This is a genomic window from Halosimplex halobium (genome assembly GCF_051414055.1).
GTDB lineage: Archaea > Halobacteriota > Halobacteria > Halobacteriales > Haloarculaceae > Halosimplex > Halosimplex halobium.
On sequence record NZ_JBLKNX010000011.1, the window covers coordinates 112,612 to 129,022 of the forward strand.

At 71.0% G+C, this 16,411-nt stretch carries 16 protein-coding genes; 8 read left to right on the forward strand and 8 right to left on the reverse strand.

All coding sequences use genetic code 11. The features are described from left to right. Positions 1-8 precede the first annotated feature (8 nt). Positions 9-410 (forward strand): ArsR/SmtB family transcription factor, encoded by a 402-nt coding sequence (locus tag ACMGFG_RS12705; RefSeq protein WP_436930695.1) that lies wholly within the window; start codon positions 9-11, stop codon positions 408-410. 566 nt (positions 411-976) lie between these two features. After that, positions 977-1,186 (forward strand): hypothetical protein, encoded by a 210-nt coding sequence (locus tag ACMGFG_RS12710; RefSeq protein ID WP_436930696.1) that lies wholly within the window; start codon positions 977-979, stop codon positions 1,184-1,186. A gap of 175 nt (positions 1,187-1,361) precedes the next feature. Here ACMGFG_RS12710 and ACMGFG_RS12715 read toward each other — a convergent pair whose 3' ends face one another. The 3 genes from ACMGFG_RS12715 to ACMGFG_RS12725 all read right to left on the reverse strand — a co-directional run bounded on the left by ACMGFG_RS12715 (position 1,362) and on the right by ACMGFG_RS12725 (position 3,269). Next, positions 1,362-1,724 carry a DUF7347 domain-containing protein gene (locus ACMGFG_RS12715; protein WP_436930697.1) on the reverse strand — a complete coding sequence of 121 codons (363 nt, stop codon included), beginning with the start codon at positions 1,722-1,724 and terminating at the stop codon, positions 1,362-1,364. Positions 1,725-1,729: 5 nt separating this feature from the next. After that, positions 1,730-2,131, reverse strand: coding sequence for an ArsR/SmtB family transcription factor (locus ACMGFG_RS12720; protein ID WP_436930698.1), 402 nt, complete (start codon positions 2,129-2,131; stop codon positions 1,730-1,732). 235 nt (positions 2,132-2,366) lie between these two features. Continuing rightward, entirely contained in the window at positions 2,367-3,269 is a 903-nt protein-coding gene (locus tag ACMGFG_RS12725; protein WP_436930699.1) for a DUF7537 family lipoprotein, read from the reverse strand. Between the two features lie 272 nt (positions 3,270-3,541). Here ACMGFG_RS12725 and ACMGFG_RS12730 point away from each other — a divergent pair, with 272 nt between their 5' ends. Then, entirely contained in the window at positions 3,542-5,488 is a 1,947-nt protein-coding gene (locus ACMGFG_RS12730; RefSeq protein ID WP_436930700.1) for a hypothetical protein, read from the forward strand. 164 nt (positions 5,489-5,652) lie between these two features. Beyond that, a complete protein-coding gene (locus tag ACMGFG_RS12735) occupies positions 5,653-8,004 on the forward strand; it encodes a histidine kinase N-terminal 7TM domain-containing protein (RefSeq protein WP_436930701.1) in 2,352 nt (783 codons plus the stop codon). 22 nt (positions 8,005-8,026) lie between these two features. Here the strand turns inward: ACMGFG_RS12735 and ACMGFG_RS12740 are convergent, their stop codons facing one another. From ACMGFG_RS12740 to ACMGFG_RS12760, 5 genes are all read right to left on the reverse strand, one after another. Further along, entirely contained in the window at positions 8,027-8,599 is a 573-nt protein-coding gene (locus ACMGFG_RS12740) for a hypothetical protein (protein ID WP_436930702.1), read from the reverse strand. A gap of 67 nt (positions 8,600-8,666) precedes the next feature. Then, entirely contained in the window at positions 8,667-8,840 is a 174-nt protein-coding gene (locus ACMGFG_RS12745; protein WP_436930703.1) for a hypothetical protein, read from the reverse strand. Positions 8,841-9,818: 978 nt separating this feature from the next. Further along, positions 9,819-10,175 (reverse strand): DsrE family protein, encoded by a 357-nt coding sequence (locus ACMGFG_RS12750; protein WP_436930704.1) that lies wholly within the window; start codon positions 10,173-10,175, stop codon positions 9,819-9,821. A gap of 90 nt (positions 10,176-10,265) precedes the next feature. After that, a complete protein-coding gene (locus ACMGFG_RS12755) occupies positions 10,266-11,693 on the reverse strand; it encodes a dihydrolipoyl dehydrogenase (protein ID WP_436930705.1) in 1,428 nt (475 codons plus the stop codon). Positions 11,694-11,778: 85 nt separating this feature from the next. Next, on the reverse strand, positions 11,779-12,705 hold the full coding sequence (locus tag ACMGFG_RS12760) for a DUF3179 domain-containing protein (protein WP_436930706.1): 927 nt from the start codon (positions 12,703-12,705) through the stop codon (positions 11,779-11,781). Between the two features lie 147 nt (positions 12,706-12,852). Here ACMGFG_RS12760 and ACMGFG_RS12765 point away from each other — a divergent pair, with 147 nt between their 5' ends. The 4 genes from ACMGFG_RS12765 (at position 12,853) to ACMGFG_RS12780 (ending at position 16,369) form a co-directional block, all read left to right on the forward strand. Further along, positions 12,853-13,803, forward strand: a complete 951-nt coding sequence (locus tag ACMGFG_RS12765) for a DUF3179 domain-containing protein (protein ID WP_436930707.1) — start codon at positions 12,853-12,855, stop codon at positions 13,801-13,803. A gap of 111 nt (positions 13,804-13,914) precedes the next feature. Continuing rightward, a complete protein-coding gene (locus ACMGFG_RS12770) occupies positions 13,915-15,099 on the forward strand; it encodes a DUF3179 domain-containing protein (RefSeq protein ID WP_436930708.1) in 1,185 nt (394 codons plus the stop codon). Then, positions 15,092-15,721, forward strand: a complete 630-nt coding sequence (locus ACMGFG_RS12775; RefSeq protein ID WP_436930709.1) for a hypothetical protein — start codon at positions 15,092-15,094, stop codon at positions 15,719-15,721. Before ACMGFG_RS12770 ends, ACMGFG_RS12775 begins: the two co-directional genes overlap by 8 nt. 387 nt (positions 15,722-16,108) lie before the next feature. Continuing rightward, the gene (locus ACMGFG_RS12780) at positions 16,109-16,369 is read left to right on the forward strand and encodes a hypothetical protein (RefSeq protein ID WP_436930710.1); all 261 of its coding nucleotides are present in this window, start codon (positions 16,109-16,111) and stop codon (positions 16,367-16,369) included. Positions 16,370-16,411 lie beyond the last annotated feature (42 nt).

Sequence of the window (16,411 nt, forward strand, 5' to 3'; positions counted from 1 at the left end):
ACGGACCGATGTCACTCACCGAATCCACGCGGTCGGGGCCCGCCCGGACGCCCGACGACGCGTCGGGGGACCTCTCGACCGACGAACTCCTGGAACTGCTGGACGCGGCGTACACGCGCGCGATTCTCGAAGTCATCCGGACGGAGGCGAAACCCGCGCGGACGATCGCGGACGCGTGCGGGGCGTCCCGTGCGACGGTGTACCGGCGACTGAACCGACTGCAGGAGGCCGGTCTCGTCGACACCGACCTCGCCTGTGACGCGGACGGCCACCACCGGACGGTGTTCGCGGCCGCCTTCGAGTCGGTGACCATCGAGTTCACCGACGACGGCCTCGCGGTGACGGCCACCGGCGACGGCGCCGGCTTCGAGGCCAGCGCGAACGAGCCGGCGCCGGCCCGCTCGCGCTGACTCCCCGACCGTGGATGCGTGTCGCTCCGGACCGACCTCGTCCACCTGTCGCCCGCTACCGATACCCTCGCTCCCGACGGTCCCGCTCCGGCCCGCGTGTTTCAGCCCCTGAAACACTGGACGCCGATTGAATACGTCCGGGGCAGTATCGTCGATCACCCGCCCGGGCCGGAGGCGGGCGCAGTATCCGGCCGCCGTCACCCCTCCGTGAGGCAGAACCTACCCGGTTCCGCCGGGCGAACCCGATGGGCTCCGCCCCACCGGACCACCCACCACCACCCACCACCGGGGCGCCCCGTCCCCACCGGGGTCGGCCCCGCTCCGCTGTCAGGCTACGCCCGCTGTCGTTCGGTTCCCCCGTCCGTTCCCCCGGCGGCCGCCCCGAGCCGGGTCCCCGCCCGCTTCGGCCCCGACGCGGTCTCGACGCCGTCGCGGCCGCCGACTCGACCCGACTCCGGAGCCGACGGGCTGTCGTTGCCGGCCCCCGTGCCGAGGTCGTCGGGCCGAGTTTCCGAGCCCGAAGCTCCGGCCCCCGGTTTATTATGCCGACGGGCCTTCAATCGGACATGAGCGACCCTGGTGACCCCGACCGCACTGCGCCCTGGATCGACGACCGGTCGCCCCGGCCCGGCACGTCCGACGACCCGTCCCGGATCGAGGCGGTCCCCGACGCCGAGACAGTCACCTTCGTCGAACGGCGCGACGACGCCGAGCAGACGGCCGCGTGGATCACCGCCGACGCGGCGCTGGTCGTCGACATCGGCGACTACAGCTGAGCGGGACGGCGCCGGACCGTCGGACACCCCCCCTCCAGTCGGCATTCGAGGCTCCCGACATCGCGCTTCGCTCCGAACTGGAATCCCGATGCGAGGAGTGTCGGCCCGGTGTCGTCGCGTCGACCGCGACGGTATCGACACCGGGTTCGGCCCGCAGCGCGGCCGGGCAGCCGGCTCAGTCGGCCGGGGGATCCCGGTCGCCCGCTTCGGCGACCGGCGGGACGGCGGCCAGCGCGGCGACGAAGCGCTCGCCGCGGGGAGTCAGCTCGTAGCCCTCGCCCGCGTCGCGGACGCACCGTCCGAGCAATCGTTGCAGGTGGTAGTTGAACCGCCCGCTCCCGTCGACGCCCGTCCGGCGGCGGAGGACCGCGAATCCCAGCGGGCCCTCGGCACGCCACAGGGTCGTGAGGATCGTCCGCCGCGTCTCGTCGGTCGCCAGCTCGAGCGTCTCGGGGGCCGGGAGCGGCGCCTCGGCCGCCTCGGAGTCGGTCACCTCGGCCGTCTCGACGGTCGTCGCTCCCGCGGCTGTCGAAGCCACCGCGATCACCCTCCCCGGTCGCCGACCGCGGCGCCGTCCGCGACCGCCCGGCGCGCGTCGTCGAGCGCCCCCTCGTCGCCGGCGACCAGCACCAGCGGGTCACCGTCGGGGGCGTACACGTCCATCTCCGTGCCCTTCTCGGAGTACCAGCGGTCGACGACGGTGACGAGCCCGGCCTCGACGAGGCTGTCGAGGTGGTAACTGACGTTCTGGATCGAGGTGTCGACCCGGTCGGCCAGCTCCGACTGCGTCGACGGCTCGCGGTACAGTTCCGAGAGGATCGAGCGGGCGAGCTCCGGGGCGAGGGCGGAGAAGACCGCTCCCGATTCGACCCCGTCGAGCCCGACGACCTCGGGCTCGCCGTCCGACCGCTCGACCGGGGGCTTCCGCGGCAGCAGGTGGCTCATGCCCGGTACAACCGGCCGCTCCACCAGAAGCGGTTTCACTACGTCAGTCGATCCCGCTCGCGCCCCGGGCTAGATAGATTGATCCGTCGCGCCGAAGCGCCCGTTCCACGTGGTTCGCGACGCGCGCGACGTGGCTGGCGAACGTCGTCCGACGGCTCCGCCGTCGTAGCCCCGGACTCGGCACGAGGACGCGGCTCGCCCCGCGCGACGGGCTCGCTCGGGGTGGTAGCGCCGGTCAGCTGTCGGCCTGGCTCATCCAGTCGGGGCGTTCGACGGCCGTGGTGCCGACGTCCGTGTACCGGATACGGAGGAACTGCGTGGTCGTGCCGTCGTCGCTCTCGACCTCGTACTCGTAGTCGATCACCCGGACGAGGCCGGCGTCGGCGTCGACGAGCACCGCCATCCGGAGGTCCGAGACCGACCCGCCGAAGTACGACTGGTTGACGACCGCGTCCGTACTCTCAGCGGAGTACCGCTGGAGGGTCTCGCCGTCCACCGTTTCGGTGCCCGCGCGGGTGAGCCGAACGGCCTCGAGGAGCCCCTCGGAAACCGGGTTGTCGCGGTCGGTCGTGCTCGTCGACTGTGAGATTCGGCTCTGGCCCCGGAACGTCGTCCGGGAGTAGGTCGTGTCGGACGACGGCGGGTGGTACAGCTCGACCGGGATCGACCCGCCCGACCCGGAGATCGTCCCGTTCGCGTATCTCGCACCGGTCGACAGGTCCAGCTTCATCGTCCAGTTGACGACGGGGGGCTCTCCCTCACTCTCGCCCGACATCTGTCCGGAGGTGGTGACCGTGATCCCGCGCATCTCTGCGGTGAACGACCCCGCCGACCGGAGCTGCTGGTACCAGCCGTTCACGAAGGAGTTCGAGAGGGTCTCGCCCGGCCCCTGTGACCCCGCAGTCGCCGTGGCGCCACTGTCGGTCGGCGTCCCGTCGCCGTCGGTCGGCGCCCGGTCACCGTCGGTCGGCGCCCGGTCACCGTCGGTCGGCGTCCCGCTCGCGGGTTCGTCGGGGGTCGGCGTGTCGGCGTCCGTCGCGGGGCCGGACGGCTCCGGAGACGCGGTTTCCGCGTCGGTTCCGCCGCCCCCGAGCGGGCCGGCACAGCCGGCGAGGGCGACGAGCAATACTACGCTCACGACACCGAGTGCGCGTCCGTCGGTCGCAGGTGGTCTGAACAGCATCGGTCTCCCGGGTCCGGATCGGCGATCGGGCGCCGTATATCGGCGGTCTAGAGACATAGGTCGGCCGCGGCGACCGCGTGACGGGCCGAGGATCCGTTCGACGGGGCGGTCGCGGTGCGGACGGGCCCCGCCGAGAGCCCGCAGCAGGGCCCGCCGGGACGGTGGTCGGGCGCCGTCTAGAGAGCTAGGGTCGCAACTCAACGGCCGCGGCGGGGAACGTGGCGGTGATGACACAGGACAACGGCGACGACGCGACGGGATCGACGGGCGGAACGCGCCGGCAGTACCTCGCGACGGTCGGCGCGGGGGCCGCAAGCCTCCTCGCGGGCTGTGGTGGTGACGGTGAAACCGGCTCCCCCACGGCCGGTGGCGGCGGGGCCACTGCGACCGAGGGCGTCGCCACGGCGACCGACGCCACTGACACGCCCAGTGGGACGGTGCTGTCGGCGGTGCCGTCGGGCCCGTGCCAGGCGCCACCGACCAACACCACTACCACCTACGAGGGGCCGTCCCGGATCACGGAGGACACGACGCTCGGGACCGACGCCGACGTCGTCGAGCTCGACTACCTGCTCAGCGTCGACCCCGGCGCCACGCTCACCGTCGAGCCGGGGACCACGCTCTCGTTCGCGCAGGGGACGTCGCTGTCGGTCGGGGGTACCCTCTCGGCGTCGGGCACCTGCTCGGCGCCGGTCTTCTTCACGGGGCGCTCGGACACGAGGGGGATCTGGGGCGGCATCGCGTTCACTGGCGAGGGGAGCGGGACGCTCGACCACGTCCTCGTCGAGAACGCCGGTTCCGAGGACGGTGCCGGCGTCGAGATACGGAGCAGCGGTCCGGTCGCCGTCACGAACTCCGAGATCCGGGGGAGCCGGAACTTCGGGGTGTCGATCGACCGGCGGGCCCGCCTCGAGACGTTCAGCGGCAACGGGATCACGGGCAACGCCGAGCCGGTCGAGGTCACGGCGAGCAACGTCGACGCGATCGCCGGCGACAACGCGCTGACCGGCAACGACACCGACCGGCTGTTCGTGTGGGCCTCGACCGACTACGTGGTCCCGGAGGGGGAGCAACACACCTGGGCGGACCCGGGCGTTCCGCTGTACCTGAACCAGAACCGACTCACCTTCGAAGTCCGGGGAGACCTGACGCTCGAACCGGGGATCGAGCTGCGGGTGGCGCAGGGCAACGGGGTCTTCGTCACCGGGTCGCTGAACGCGGCGGTCCCCGAGGGGGACCTCCCCGCCGAGGGGGCCGTCGAGAGCCCGCCCGCGAACGCGATCACGATCCGCGGCGCCCAGGCGACCCCCGGATTCTGGGAGGGGCTGCTGTACTCGGAGACGAAGGACGCGAACAACGTCCTCCGGGGCGTCGTCGTGCGCCACGCCGGCGGCGAACTCGGCGGCCGGGGGATCTACCAGGAACCGGCTGGCCTGAGCGTCCTGACCGGCTCGCGGCTCACCGTCGACGGGGCGATACTCGAGGACAACGACGGCTACGGGCTGTTCGTCAACAAGGAAAACGAACTCCAGACGGTCGAACGAACCCGCATCCGAAACAACGTCGACCCGGCACAGGTGTTTTTCACGACGGTCCCGGCGCTGGCGACCAGCACGGACTACACCGGGAACGAGACCGACCGGATCGAGGTCGTCAACCCGACGAACCCCATCGAACAGTCGCTGACGGTCCCGGCCATCAACGTGCCCTTCCGCCTTCCCCTGAGCGACGTGGGCAGCCTCCTCGAGCTCGTGGCCGACGTGACGGTCGCGGACGGCACCGAGATCCACTTCGGACAGGACGCCGGCATCGACGTGGTCGACGGCGGGTCGCTCACGATCGAGGGCAGCGAGACCGGCGACGGCGGCCGGTCGACGGTGTTGCGCGGCGAGGAGGCGACTCCGGGCTTCTGGAAGGGGATCCGCTACTTCGACACGCGGAGCCAGGACAACGTCGTCGACGGCGCGGAGATCCGTCACACGGGCGCCTCGAACTGGGCGAACATCGAATCGCCGTCGAAGGCGGCCGTCGCGGCCGCGGTCGCGGCGGAAGCGACGGTCCGCAACTGCGTGATCGCCGAGTTCGACGGCGTCGCGTTCAAGGCCTCCGGGAACCGTGCGCCCGCGGGCGACCAGACCTCGACGATCACGACCGCGAACAACGTCGTTCGGTGACGGGCCGTCCGGGCGCGCGCGGAGAGCGTCTCGGTCTCCGGACGGATCCGGACAACCGGCCGGTACGTTTTTGATTGTGACTGGTCGATAGACGATCACGTAGATTGATGGGCTCCACCATCGGGTGGGCTGGGCGAACCGTCGGTCAGTGGGGTAGCGACCTCGTGATAGGGCCGGCGCCGCTCCACCTCACGCTGCTCGCGGGCTCGGCCGTCCTGACGACGGCGCTCGGGCTCTACGCGTTCCGGAACCGGGCCGAGCCCGGGGCGACGGCGTTCGTCGTCCTCATGGCGGTGCTGGCCAACTGGTCGGTCAGCTACGGGATCGGGCTGTTGACCACCGGCGAGGCGTGGCGTGTGTTCTGGATGCGGATGGTGTGGCTCTCGACCGGGACGATCGAGGTGTGGCTGTTGCTGTTCGCGCTGGCCTACACCGGCCACGACGAGTTCGTCACCCGCCGGACGGTCGCCGGTCTGCTCGTCTTCCCCGCCCTCGTGATCGCCAGCACCTGGACCAACGGCTGGCACCACCTCTTCTGGACCGAGCACAACTTCGTCGTCCGCAACGGCATGGTGATCGAGCACCCCGGCTGGGGCCCGCTGTTCTGGGCGGAGGTCGTCCACACGTACCTCCTCGTCGCCGTCGCCGCCGCCCTGTTGCTCCGGCTCATCTACCAGTCGGACTACCTCTACACCGACCAGTCCGCGCTCCTGCTCGTGGGCATCGCCGTCCCGTTCGTCACGAGCGTCGTCGACGTGTTCGCGCTGACCAACGCCCCCGCCATCGACCCGACGCCGTACGCCTTCACGATCACCGGCTTCGCGTTCGCCTACGCCCTCTTTCGGCGCCAGCTGTTCGACCTCGTCCCCGCGACCCGCCAGCTGGGCCGCAACGCCGCTATCAGACAGCTCGACGCCGGCGTCGTCATCGTCGACAACGCGAACCGGATCGTCTACTGCAACGAGGCCGCCGAGGAGGTGCTCGACTGCGACGCCGCCGAGGCCGTCGGCCGGGACGTGGAACTGCTCGTCGACGAGTCGCGACTGGACTTCGACACCGAGGACGCGCTCGCGGAGGTCGAACGCTACGGCAACGTCTACGAGGTCCGCACCTCGCCGATCACCGACCGCAACGGCCGCCGCATCGGCAACACGCTCGTCGTCCACGACGTGACCGCGCGGGAGCGGCGAGTGCGCCAGCTCGCCGACCACCGCGACGAGCTGTCGACGCTGAACGACCTCAACGCGGTGATCCGCGGGGTCAACCAGGCGCTGGTCTCGGCGGTCAGCCGCGAGGAGATCGAACGGACCGTCTGCGAGCGAGTCGCCGACGCCGACCTCTACGAGCGGGTCGTGGTCGCGGACCTGGCGACCTGGCGGGGCGAGGCCGACCGGTGGACCGCTGCCGGTGACGAGGAGACCATCCCGAACCCGCCGGCCATCGACGACGCGGGGTTTCGGCGCACCGACGGCGGCCGACGGGGTGGTGAAGCGTCCCAGGCGACTGACGGTGAGGGCCCCCGGGCGGCCAGCAGCGAGGCGGCCCGGGCGGCTGACGGTGAGGCGTCCAAGGCGACCGACGGTGAGGCGCGCGCGGCGACCGACGGTAAAGCGATCCGACCGGTCGTCCCCGGCGCCGACGACGAGGACGGGACGTGGACCGTCGTCCCGCTGGTCTACGGGCGGACGGTCTACGGTGCGCTGGGGCTGTACACCGAGCGCTCGACCGTGAGCGACCGCGAGCGGTCGATCCTCGGCGAACTCGGCGAGACGATCGGCCACGCCATCAACGCCGTCGAGACCCAGCAGCTCCTCTCGGCGGAGTCGCTGGTCGAGATCGAACTGGCGTGTCGCGACGCGACCGACCCGCTCGTGGCGGTCACGACGACGGTCCCCTGTCGGGTCGAACTCGAGGGGGTAATCCCCTCCAGTGAGGAGGGGCCGGTGGCGTACCTCCGCGTCAGCGGGAGCGAGGTCGGGGCCGTCGGCGACTCGTTCGCGGACGTGACGGGCGGTAGCGTGCGGGTGGTCAGCGAAGCGGCCGACGGCAGCGACGGCGGGCTCCTCGAGTGGCAGATGACCGGGGACGCGCCGCTGGGGGCGCTGGTCGACCACGGCGCACACGTCCGCAGCGTCGGGTTCGTGGACGACGCGGTCCACTACGAGTTCGACATCGCGTCCGGGACCGACGCCAGGGTCCTCGTCGACCACCTCCGGAACCGCTTCGACGACGTCCAGGTCCTCAGTAAGCGGGAGCGGTCGGCGTCCGTCGAAGTGGACGAGGTCCTGCCCCAGGAGCCGTTCGAGGACATCACGGACCGCCAGGAGGAGGTCCTGCGGGCGGCCTACCAGTCGGGCTACTTCGAGTGGCCGCGCGACTCGAACGCCGAGGAGGTGGCCGACGCGCTCGGGATCTCGTCGGCGACGCTCCACTCCCATCTCCGGAAAGCGGAGCAGTCGATCCTGAGCGACCTGTTCGAGCGGTCCGGGGGAGACACGGACGAGTCCGGGTCGTGAGCACGGACTGCGACGCAGCCGGTCAGATCTCCACCTCGGGGACGCAGGTCGCCGACCGACAGGCGAGCAGCGTCGACCAGGCCGCCGACCGGATCTCGTCCTCGAACAGCCCGACCTGGGTGGCCGAGTCGTTGCAGTCGAAGACGGGGCAGGGCACCCGGAGTGTCTGTTCGGCGCCCGCGTCGGGGACGCGCACGGTGACGAGGTACGGCACCGGCTCCAGCAGCGACACCCGCACCGCGTCGTCGTCGGGGATCGCGAACGTCCGGGCCAGCGGCCGCGTCTCGGTCGCGTAGTCGACCACTTCGACGGCCGTCTCGGGGTAGCCGGCGGCGTTCCAGACGGCCACGTCGTGGGGCTGGAAGTCCTCGTGGACACCCTCGCGGCTCCCGACCTCGACCCGCCGGTGAGTTTCCCTCGGCGCGAACCCCCCGAGGTCGCCGGTGCTGACCGGGTACTCGCCGGGCCTCTCGGGCAGGTCGGCGACCGGGTCGTCGGCCGACCGGTCGGCGTCGCCGACCAGGCCCGACGGACAGCCGGCGGTCGCGGCGGAGAGGGCGGTTCCGAGCCCGGCGAGGACCTGGCGACGGTTCACGGGCGTCGCCTCGTCGCCCGGCGGCAAGTGCTTTTCCCGGTGAGCGTCGGGGCGTGGAGACCTGTGTTCACCGCGGGTGGGACAACCGGACGGCGGCGTCGGCCCGGCAGCTGTCGTCGGTCGCGTCGCGGACGACGCCGGCACGGGTCGTGAGTTCGACGGCGTCGTCTCGGGCCGGGTCGACGGCCTCGACGCCGACAGTCCCGGGGCCCCCCGTCGGCCGCTCGGTGTGGGCGGACATCCACGAGTCCGCCCCCGGGAGTTCGTCGTCGAGCGCGCGGACGTGCGGTCGCTACCCACCTGCTTACGGGGCTACTGGACGGCCACCAGCCCCGGGAATCGCCGGCGACTCGGATATCTTCGGCCGGAAGCGACGAAGAACCACCGCGTCGGCAGTTATATATTATTCCAATGCATAGATGTATACTGACATATTCTCGAAGTCTTTACCGGTCCGACTGCAGACCGCGGACCCGGCGAAGGCACGAAACGCGGATGGAGACAGCGAGCAGTCGACGACCGCCGCCGGATTCGTGGGTTTTCGAGGCTTCTTCCGGCCGGTTCGACAGGCCACCGCGGTTGCAGCTCCGGCGTTCGTCTCTCGGGGGTAGTGAACGGTGCGACGACTCGCGGCTCCCGACGGATTCCTGTGCCCGAACGGGCGGTATCCCGGCCGAAAGGCACCTCAGGACAGTCCGAGGCAGATATCGCGACGGGGATCGATCCGGCGGCGCACCCGTGAGGCCCATCGTGCCAAAACGGAGCTATTGTGGTAATATTCTCTAAAATAAAGATAAAGTATCGACTATCTGGTCTGTCACGGCCTACGAGCAGGGCCACCGGTGAGCGGTCGGTAACGGGGTTACCATTACGTATATATCCCTGTAATTCGCGACGCCGGATCCGGGGGATGACAACGGGGTGCGGATCCGCTGTCCGGGTGCAACCCGGTGCCGTGTGCGGCCGGCGCGCGGACCCTGTCCTCTCCGGGGTGAAGCCCGGGCGAGCGACCGGCGACGCCGCCTCGACGAGGTTGCAGCCCAGGCCGGCTCGACCGGCGCCGATGCGCGGACTCCGTTCGTGGACGCGCGCGAACGTGTCTACGCGCTCGCCGACGAGGACCCGCGGGCGCACCGCCGAGAGCGGTCGATGCGGTCGCTGTCGCGGAACCGCACACGGAAAAGGGGACGGAACGGTGAGGAGCGTGTCCGCTGCGGGGTCAGAAGGTGATGATCTCGTAGTCGTCGTCGACGAGTGAGCGGATGCTCGGGTGGCCGTCGTGGTCGTCGAGGGTGACGACGCCGGCGTCGTCGACCGCGTCCTCGACGCCGAACGCGCCGGCGCAGAAGTCACAGACCGACGTGTCGTCGCGCACCGCCCGGTAGAGCTCGTGGTAGTCGCTGTCTTCGTCTTCGAGCTCCGGAATCCACTGTGTCCCGGCGCCGTCGAAGATGAGTTCGACCTCGTCGCCCTCGGTCTCGGCGAACTCCTTGGCCGCTTCGAGCCCGTTGACGAGGCGACCGGTGTCTGCGTGCGATTCCGTGCCGGCGAGGATCACGACTGCTGCGTTTGCCATTGCGATTTCCGGTAGCGGGTCCACCCTCAAAAGCCCGCGCGAACGGTCGAGTAACCCGGTTACACCGGTGTGACCGGGCGAGCTGACAGGTCAGTGGTCGTGGTGGTGACCGCCCCGGGTGAACTGGCCGGCGAACGCGCGCTGGACGACCTCGGGGAGCGCGGGGTGGATGTGGACCGACTCCCTGATGTCCCGGACGGTGCCCGACCCGGCCTTCATCGCGACGACGACCTCCTGGACGAGCGACGAGGCGTCGGGACCGACGATGTGACAGCCCAGTATCTCTCCCTCCAGGTCGACAATGGCCTTCACGAACCCCTCGGCGCCCATCGCGTCGCCGCGGGCGGTCTCCTCGTAGCGGTAGGTGTTGGTCGCGTACTCCCGGCCGGCCTCGCGCAGGTCCTGCTCCAGCGCACCGACGCCGGCGACCTCCGGCGAGGCGAAGACGGCGAACGGCATCGCGCTGTAGTCGACCGGCTCGGGGTCGCTCCCGAAGATGTTTCTGGCGACGGCCTTCGCCTCGTGGTTGGCGCTGTGTTTCAGGAGGTACTCGCCGACGATGTCGCCCAGCGCCCAGACGCCCTCGGCGCCGGTCCGCAGGTACTCGTCGGTCGCCACGAACCCGCGGCCGTCCGTCTCGACGCCCGTCGCGTCGAGGTTCAGCGTGTCGGTGTTGGGCACCCGCCCCGCGGCGACGAGCAGTTCGTCGCCGGTCACCGTCACGGGCTCGCCGTCCACGACCCCGGAATCGTCGCCGTACTCGTAGGGATGGGCCTCGACGGTGACCTCGCCGTCGGTCTCGCTCACCGCCGTCGCGGCGTGGCCGGTGTGGACCGCGAAGCGCTCGGCGTACCTGTCGGTGAACGCCGCCGCGACCGCCTCGTCGGCCTCCGGCAGCAGGTTCGGGCGCCGGCCGACGATGGTCACGTCGCTCCCGAAGGTCCCGAAGAAGTGCGCGAGTTCGGCCGCGATGTACCCGCCGCCGACGACGACGAGGCGGTCCGGCGGCGCCTCCAGCTGGAGCGCCTCGGTGCTGGTCAGGTAGTCCACCTCCTCGATGCCGTCGACGTCGGGGACCGCCGGTCGCGTGCCGGCCGCGACCAGCACCGTCTCCGCCCGCAGGCGAGCGCCGTCGTCGTCGCCGCCCGAGACCTCGACGGTCCGGTCGTCGACGAACCTCGCCTCCCCGTCGAACAGCGTGTGCTGCGAGGACGACTCCAGCCCCCGGCGGATCGACGCCGAGTCCCCCTGCACTTCCTCGTTGACCGACCGGACGATCTCGGCGAACTCCACCGCCTCGACCGTCGCGTCGATCCCGAACTCGTCGGCCCGTTCGACCGTCTCCATCACGTCCGCGTGATACAGCAGGTGTTTCGACGGGATGCAGCCCCGGTTGAGACAGGTCCCGCCGAGCGGCCCCCGCTCGACGACTGCGACCGACTGGCCCTGGTTCGCCGCGACGCTCGCCACGTCGAGGCCCGACCCCGACCCGACGACCAGAAAGTCGAATTCCTCCATACACCATCACAGGTGCCCGAGCCTAATGAACTCCCAGTTACGGATCAGTTAGGGGCGACCGGCGCCGGACGTGGCGCCGCCCGCCTCACGGTTCGTAGAACGCGTCGGGGCCGTGGGCGTCCTGCCAGGCGAACGCGAACATGCGACGGGCGGACGGCCGGTCGAGCGCGCGGCCGTCCGCGCTCTCACCCGTGGCGGGGTCCCAGGTCGTCCCGTCGGCGCGGACCGTCCCGTCGCGCCGCTCGAAGGCGAACCCGGGGTGCTCGAAGGCGTAAACGCCGTCGTCCGTCGCGAACACGACCACCGGGCGGCCCCCGACGGTGTCGGTGACGACGCCGCCCGCGTCCCGGACGCGCGGAACCGGGTACCCGACGGCGTCGTCGCCGACCTCGACCCCGAGGACGACCGTCTTCGCGTCGAGGTCCGCGCGGTCCCACGAGCGACGTTCCCCTTCTCCGCGCATCCCGTAGAGCCCGAACGCCTCGCCCGCGGCGTATCGCTCGTAGGGAGCCATGTCGTAGACCTCGCCGGGCGGCTGGCTCCCGTCGCCGCGGACGGGCTGGAGAACGACACCGTCCGGATTGTCAGCGGCGAACCGCCCGTATGAGACCATCGGGGCCGGAAGCGCGGACAGGCGCGTCCCCGCCAGCGGGCCGGCGATAGCCTCACCGGTCGGCTGCTTCCACTCCGACCCGGTTTCGCGGTCGTACATGACAAGCGCGTCGTCGGCGAGCTTCCCCGACACTCCGAACGTCAGCGTCCGGCCGTCGACCGTCCGGTCGTAGGCGACGGCGCTCCAGCAGATCGGACACCACGTGACTGCGACCGGGCGTCCCGCGACGCTGTCGTTGACGATCTCGTGGTAGCTGAGGATCCGGATCGGATACGCCCGCGGCGGGTCGCCGTCGACGACGACCACCTCGTCGTCCGGGTCGCCGAAGTACGACGAGCCGAACGCGGGGTCGTCGATACTGGGGATCGCGTCCCGCGGCAGCACGTCCTGAACGTCCATACACTCGGATTCGCGCGAATACTCATATGGGTTTGGCCGGGCGGTGCTCGCCACGCACCGTCGGCCAGCGCCAAACCGAACGGGAGGCGCCCGAACGCGACGAGCGACGACCCGAACGTTATGAGCAGCGAGCGAGTAGCCGGCCGTGTGAACGTCCGACAGGTCATCCCGCGGGACGCCATCCCGAGCGTCGACGACCCGGAGTTCCGAGCGGAGTACCCCGGCGCGGCCGACGACCGCGTCGTCGCGGTCGAGGGAGCCGACCGGGCCAGGGCGTACCCGGTCCGGTACCTCCAGTTCCACGAGGTCGTCAACGACAGCCTGGACGGCGAACCGGTCGCAGTCACGTGGTGCCCGCTCTGCGGCAGCGCGGTCGTCTACGACCGTCGCCACGGGGGACGGACCCTCGAGTTCGGGGTGTCGGGCAAGCTCGCCGACGACGACCTCGTGCTGTACGACCGCGAGACGGGAAGCGAGTGGAAACAGTCCAGCGGCGAGTGTCTCGCCGGTCGCTTCGCGGGCGACACCCTCTCGGTCCGCCCGGCGTCGGTCCTCCCCTGGCGGCGGTTCCGTGACGCCCACCCCGACGGCGTGGTGCTCCGGCAACCGGGCGGCGAGAGCGAGGCGGCGAGCGAGGGCGACACCCCCGCCCCCATCGACTACGGGGCATCGCCCTATCGGGAGTACTTCGAGAGCGACGGGTTCGGCCTCGCCGCCCACCGGGGCGACGGCTCCCGGGAGTGGGACTGCGCGGACCTCGACCCGAAGACGGTCGTCCTCGGAGTGGAGTGCGGCGACGAGGCGCTCGGGTTCCCGCTCCCCCGGGTTCGGGACGCGGGCGGCGTCGTCCGGGCGACCGTCGGTGGCCGCGACGCCGTCGTCTTCGCGACGGACGACGCCGGCATCCACGGCTACGCCGACCCGGGGTACGCCTTCGCGGTGACCGACGGCGAGGTCGCGGCCGACGGGACCGTCTGGGACCCCGCGACCGGCCGCGCGGCCGACGGACGGGCGCTGGAGCGGCTCCCCACCCGTCGCCTGTTCGCGTTCGCCTGGCGGGACGACCACGGTCCCGACGCGTTCTACCGGACGGACTGAGTCCCTGCGGGAGTCCGAAGCGGTCCACCGGCCGAGCGAGTCCGAAGCGGTGTGTGCCGCGCTCGCACAGCCACTCAACCGTTAATGAACTGACCGTCCTATCCGAGGGTGATGGTGTCACCCTCGCGGCGGCAGTTCCTGTCCGCGGCCGCGCTCGCGGCGGTCGGCCTCAGCGGCTGCGTCGGTCGCGGCAGCGACGACGCCCAGTCGGACGGCGGCGCGGGGTCGGACGGGGCGGGATCGGCGGACGGGGCAGCGACAGATCCGGCGGATGGCGGGGCCACCGACTCGACGGACGGTGGGGTCGCCGACTCGCGGAGCGTGACGGACGCCGTCCCGACCGCCGAGGCCCGGCTCCCCCTCCCGATGGAGCCCGCAGCACTGGAAGACAACGCGATGTCGGGCGGCCCGCCGAAAGACGGCATCCCCTCGATCGACGACCCGAAGTTCGTCGCGCCCGACGCGGTCGACTACCTCGCCCCGGGCGACCCGGTGTTCGGCGTCGTCGCGGACGGCGTCGCGAAGGCCTACCCCCAGAAGATCCTCGCCCACCACGAGATCGTCAACGACGAACTCGCGGGGACGAACGTCGCGGTCACCTACTGTCCGCTGACGGGGACCGTCCAGGGGTTCGAGCGCGGCGAGACGACCTTCGGCGTGTCCGGGCGGCTGATCAACAACAACCTCGTCATGTACGACCGGGCGACCGAGACGTGGTGGCCGCAGATCCTCGCCACGTCGGTCCCGGGGCCGTGGAACGCGGATCCGCCGGTCCGGTCGCTCCGGGAGTTCCGGCTGGTCTGGACGACCTGGGAGCGCTGGCGGCGCCACGAACCAGAGACACGGGTGCTCTCGGCGGACACCGGCCACGCGCGCAACTACGGGGCGGACCCCTACGGCTCGTACAACCCCCGCGGCGGCTACTACGCGAACGGGAACCTGCTGTTCCCGGCGCTGGACGGGCCCGACCGGTTCGAGAAGAAGACCGTCGTGATGGGCGCCCGGACCGCCGACGGCGCGGCCGCGTTCCTGAAGGAGTCGCTGCGGGACCAGACGCTGATGACGGGCGAACTCGGCGACGAACCCGTGGTGGCCGTCTACGACCGGACGCTGGACACGGGCTACGTCTACCGGAACCCGGACGACCGGGAGTACCAGTACGACGACGGTTCGGTCGTCGGGCCCGACGGGACCGCTCACGAACCGGCCTCGGTGCCGCTCCCGGGGATCCACACGTTCGACGCGATGTGGTTCGCCTGGGCCGGCTACTACCCCGAAACGAACGTCTATGAGTGAGCGCACAGTCGCGAGCGACCGCTCGCTCGCCCAGCGATTGAAGGCGCTCGCCCGGCGGTCGAAGGCCCTCGCCGTGAAGACGCGGGCGGCGACGGCGCTGACGCTGTCCCGCCGCGACGCCCTGGTCGTGGTTGGGGTCGTCACCGTCGGGTACCTGCTGGTGTACCTCTGGGCGCTCGGCCACCTCGCGCCGGGGCTGGGCGGGTACTCGGTTACCGTGGTCGCCGACCCCCTCGGCAAACTCCTCGAACCGGCGCTCGGCCCGTTCTCCTACACCCCGGTGGCGCAGGTCCGGCTGGGCCCGGTCACCTACCTCTTCTCGTTCAACTCAGTCGTCGGGTTCGGGCTGTCGGTACTGGTCGGGCTGAACCTGGGGCTGACGTACCTCGCCTGGCGACAGCCGACAGCCTGCGGGATCGGCCAGTCCTCGACGGGGATCCTCGCGAGCGTTCCGGCCGTCCTCTCGGGGACCGCCTGTTGCGGCCCCGTCGTGCTGATCGTCCTCGGTATCCAGGCGTCGAGCGCCCTGCTGACGACGTTCCAGTTCCTCCTGCCGCTGTCGGCGGTCATGCTCGTCGGAAGTCTCGTCCTGGTGAGTCGGCAGCTCGACCCGCAGCGGTGATCGGGGATCGCACGACCTGAACCGCCGGGCCCGGGCTGCGGTCGATCCGGGGGCAGCGGGTCGGTCGACCGCGCGCTGATGAGCCACGGGCGCATACTCGCCGGGAGTATATCACTGCGGGTCACCGAGTCGGACGTGCGGTGCCCGTCGGAACGACCGAAGGTCTGTGTCCGACTTCCCCGGCTACCGGCGGCTACCGCACGGGACCTGGACACCTAGTCCGGGCCCCTGCCCGAACCCCCGGTCGTCCCCCGACGACCGGCTTCCACCCACGCCCGTTTTTCGGGTGACCCCGACGTAACACGGTATCCCGGCCGTGAGCAAGACGTATTCGACGAGGTCCGCAACGTCAGCCCGCGGGTCGGTCGTCGAGGCCCGGTCGAACGTATGTCCCCATCCACTTACGCGGTGCTGGCCGCGACCGTCGACCGCTACCGGGAGTCGGGCGCTCCGGTGACGGCGGCCGGCGTCGCCGAGTCCTGTGGCGCCCCCGAGGCGGCGGTCGCCCGGTCCTTGGAGTCGCTGTGCGAGTTCGAACTGCTCGAACCGACCGACCAGGGGTACCGACCGACCGTCACCGCTCGGGAGTTTCTCGCACTCGACGTCGAACCCGACGACGTGCTCGTGCTGGACCTCGTCGAGGAGTGATACGGCTCCGGGTTTCAAGAGGGTCCTTCTCGTAGAAGAACA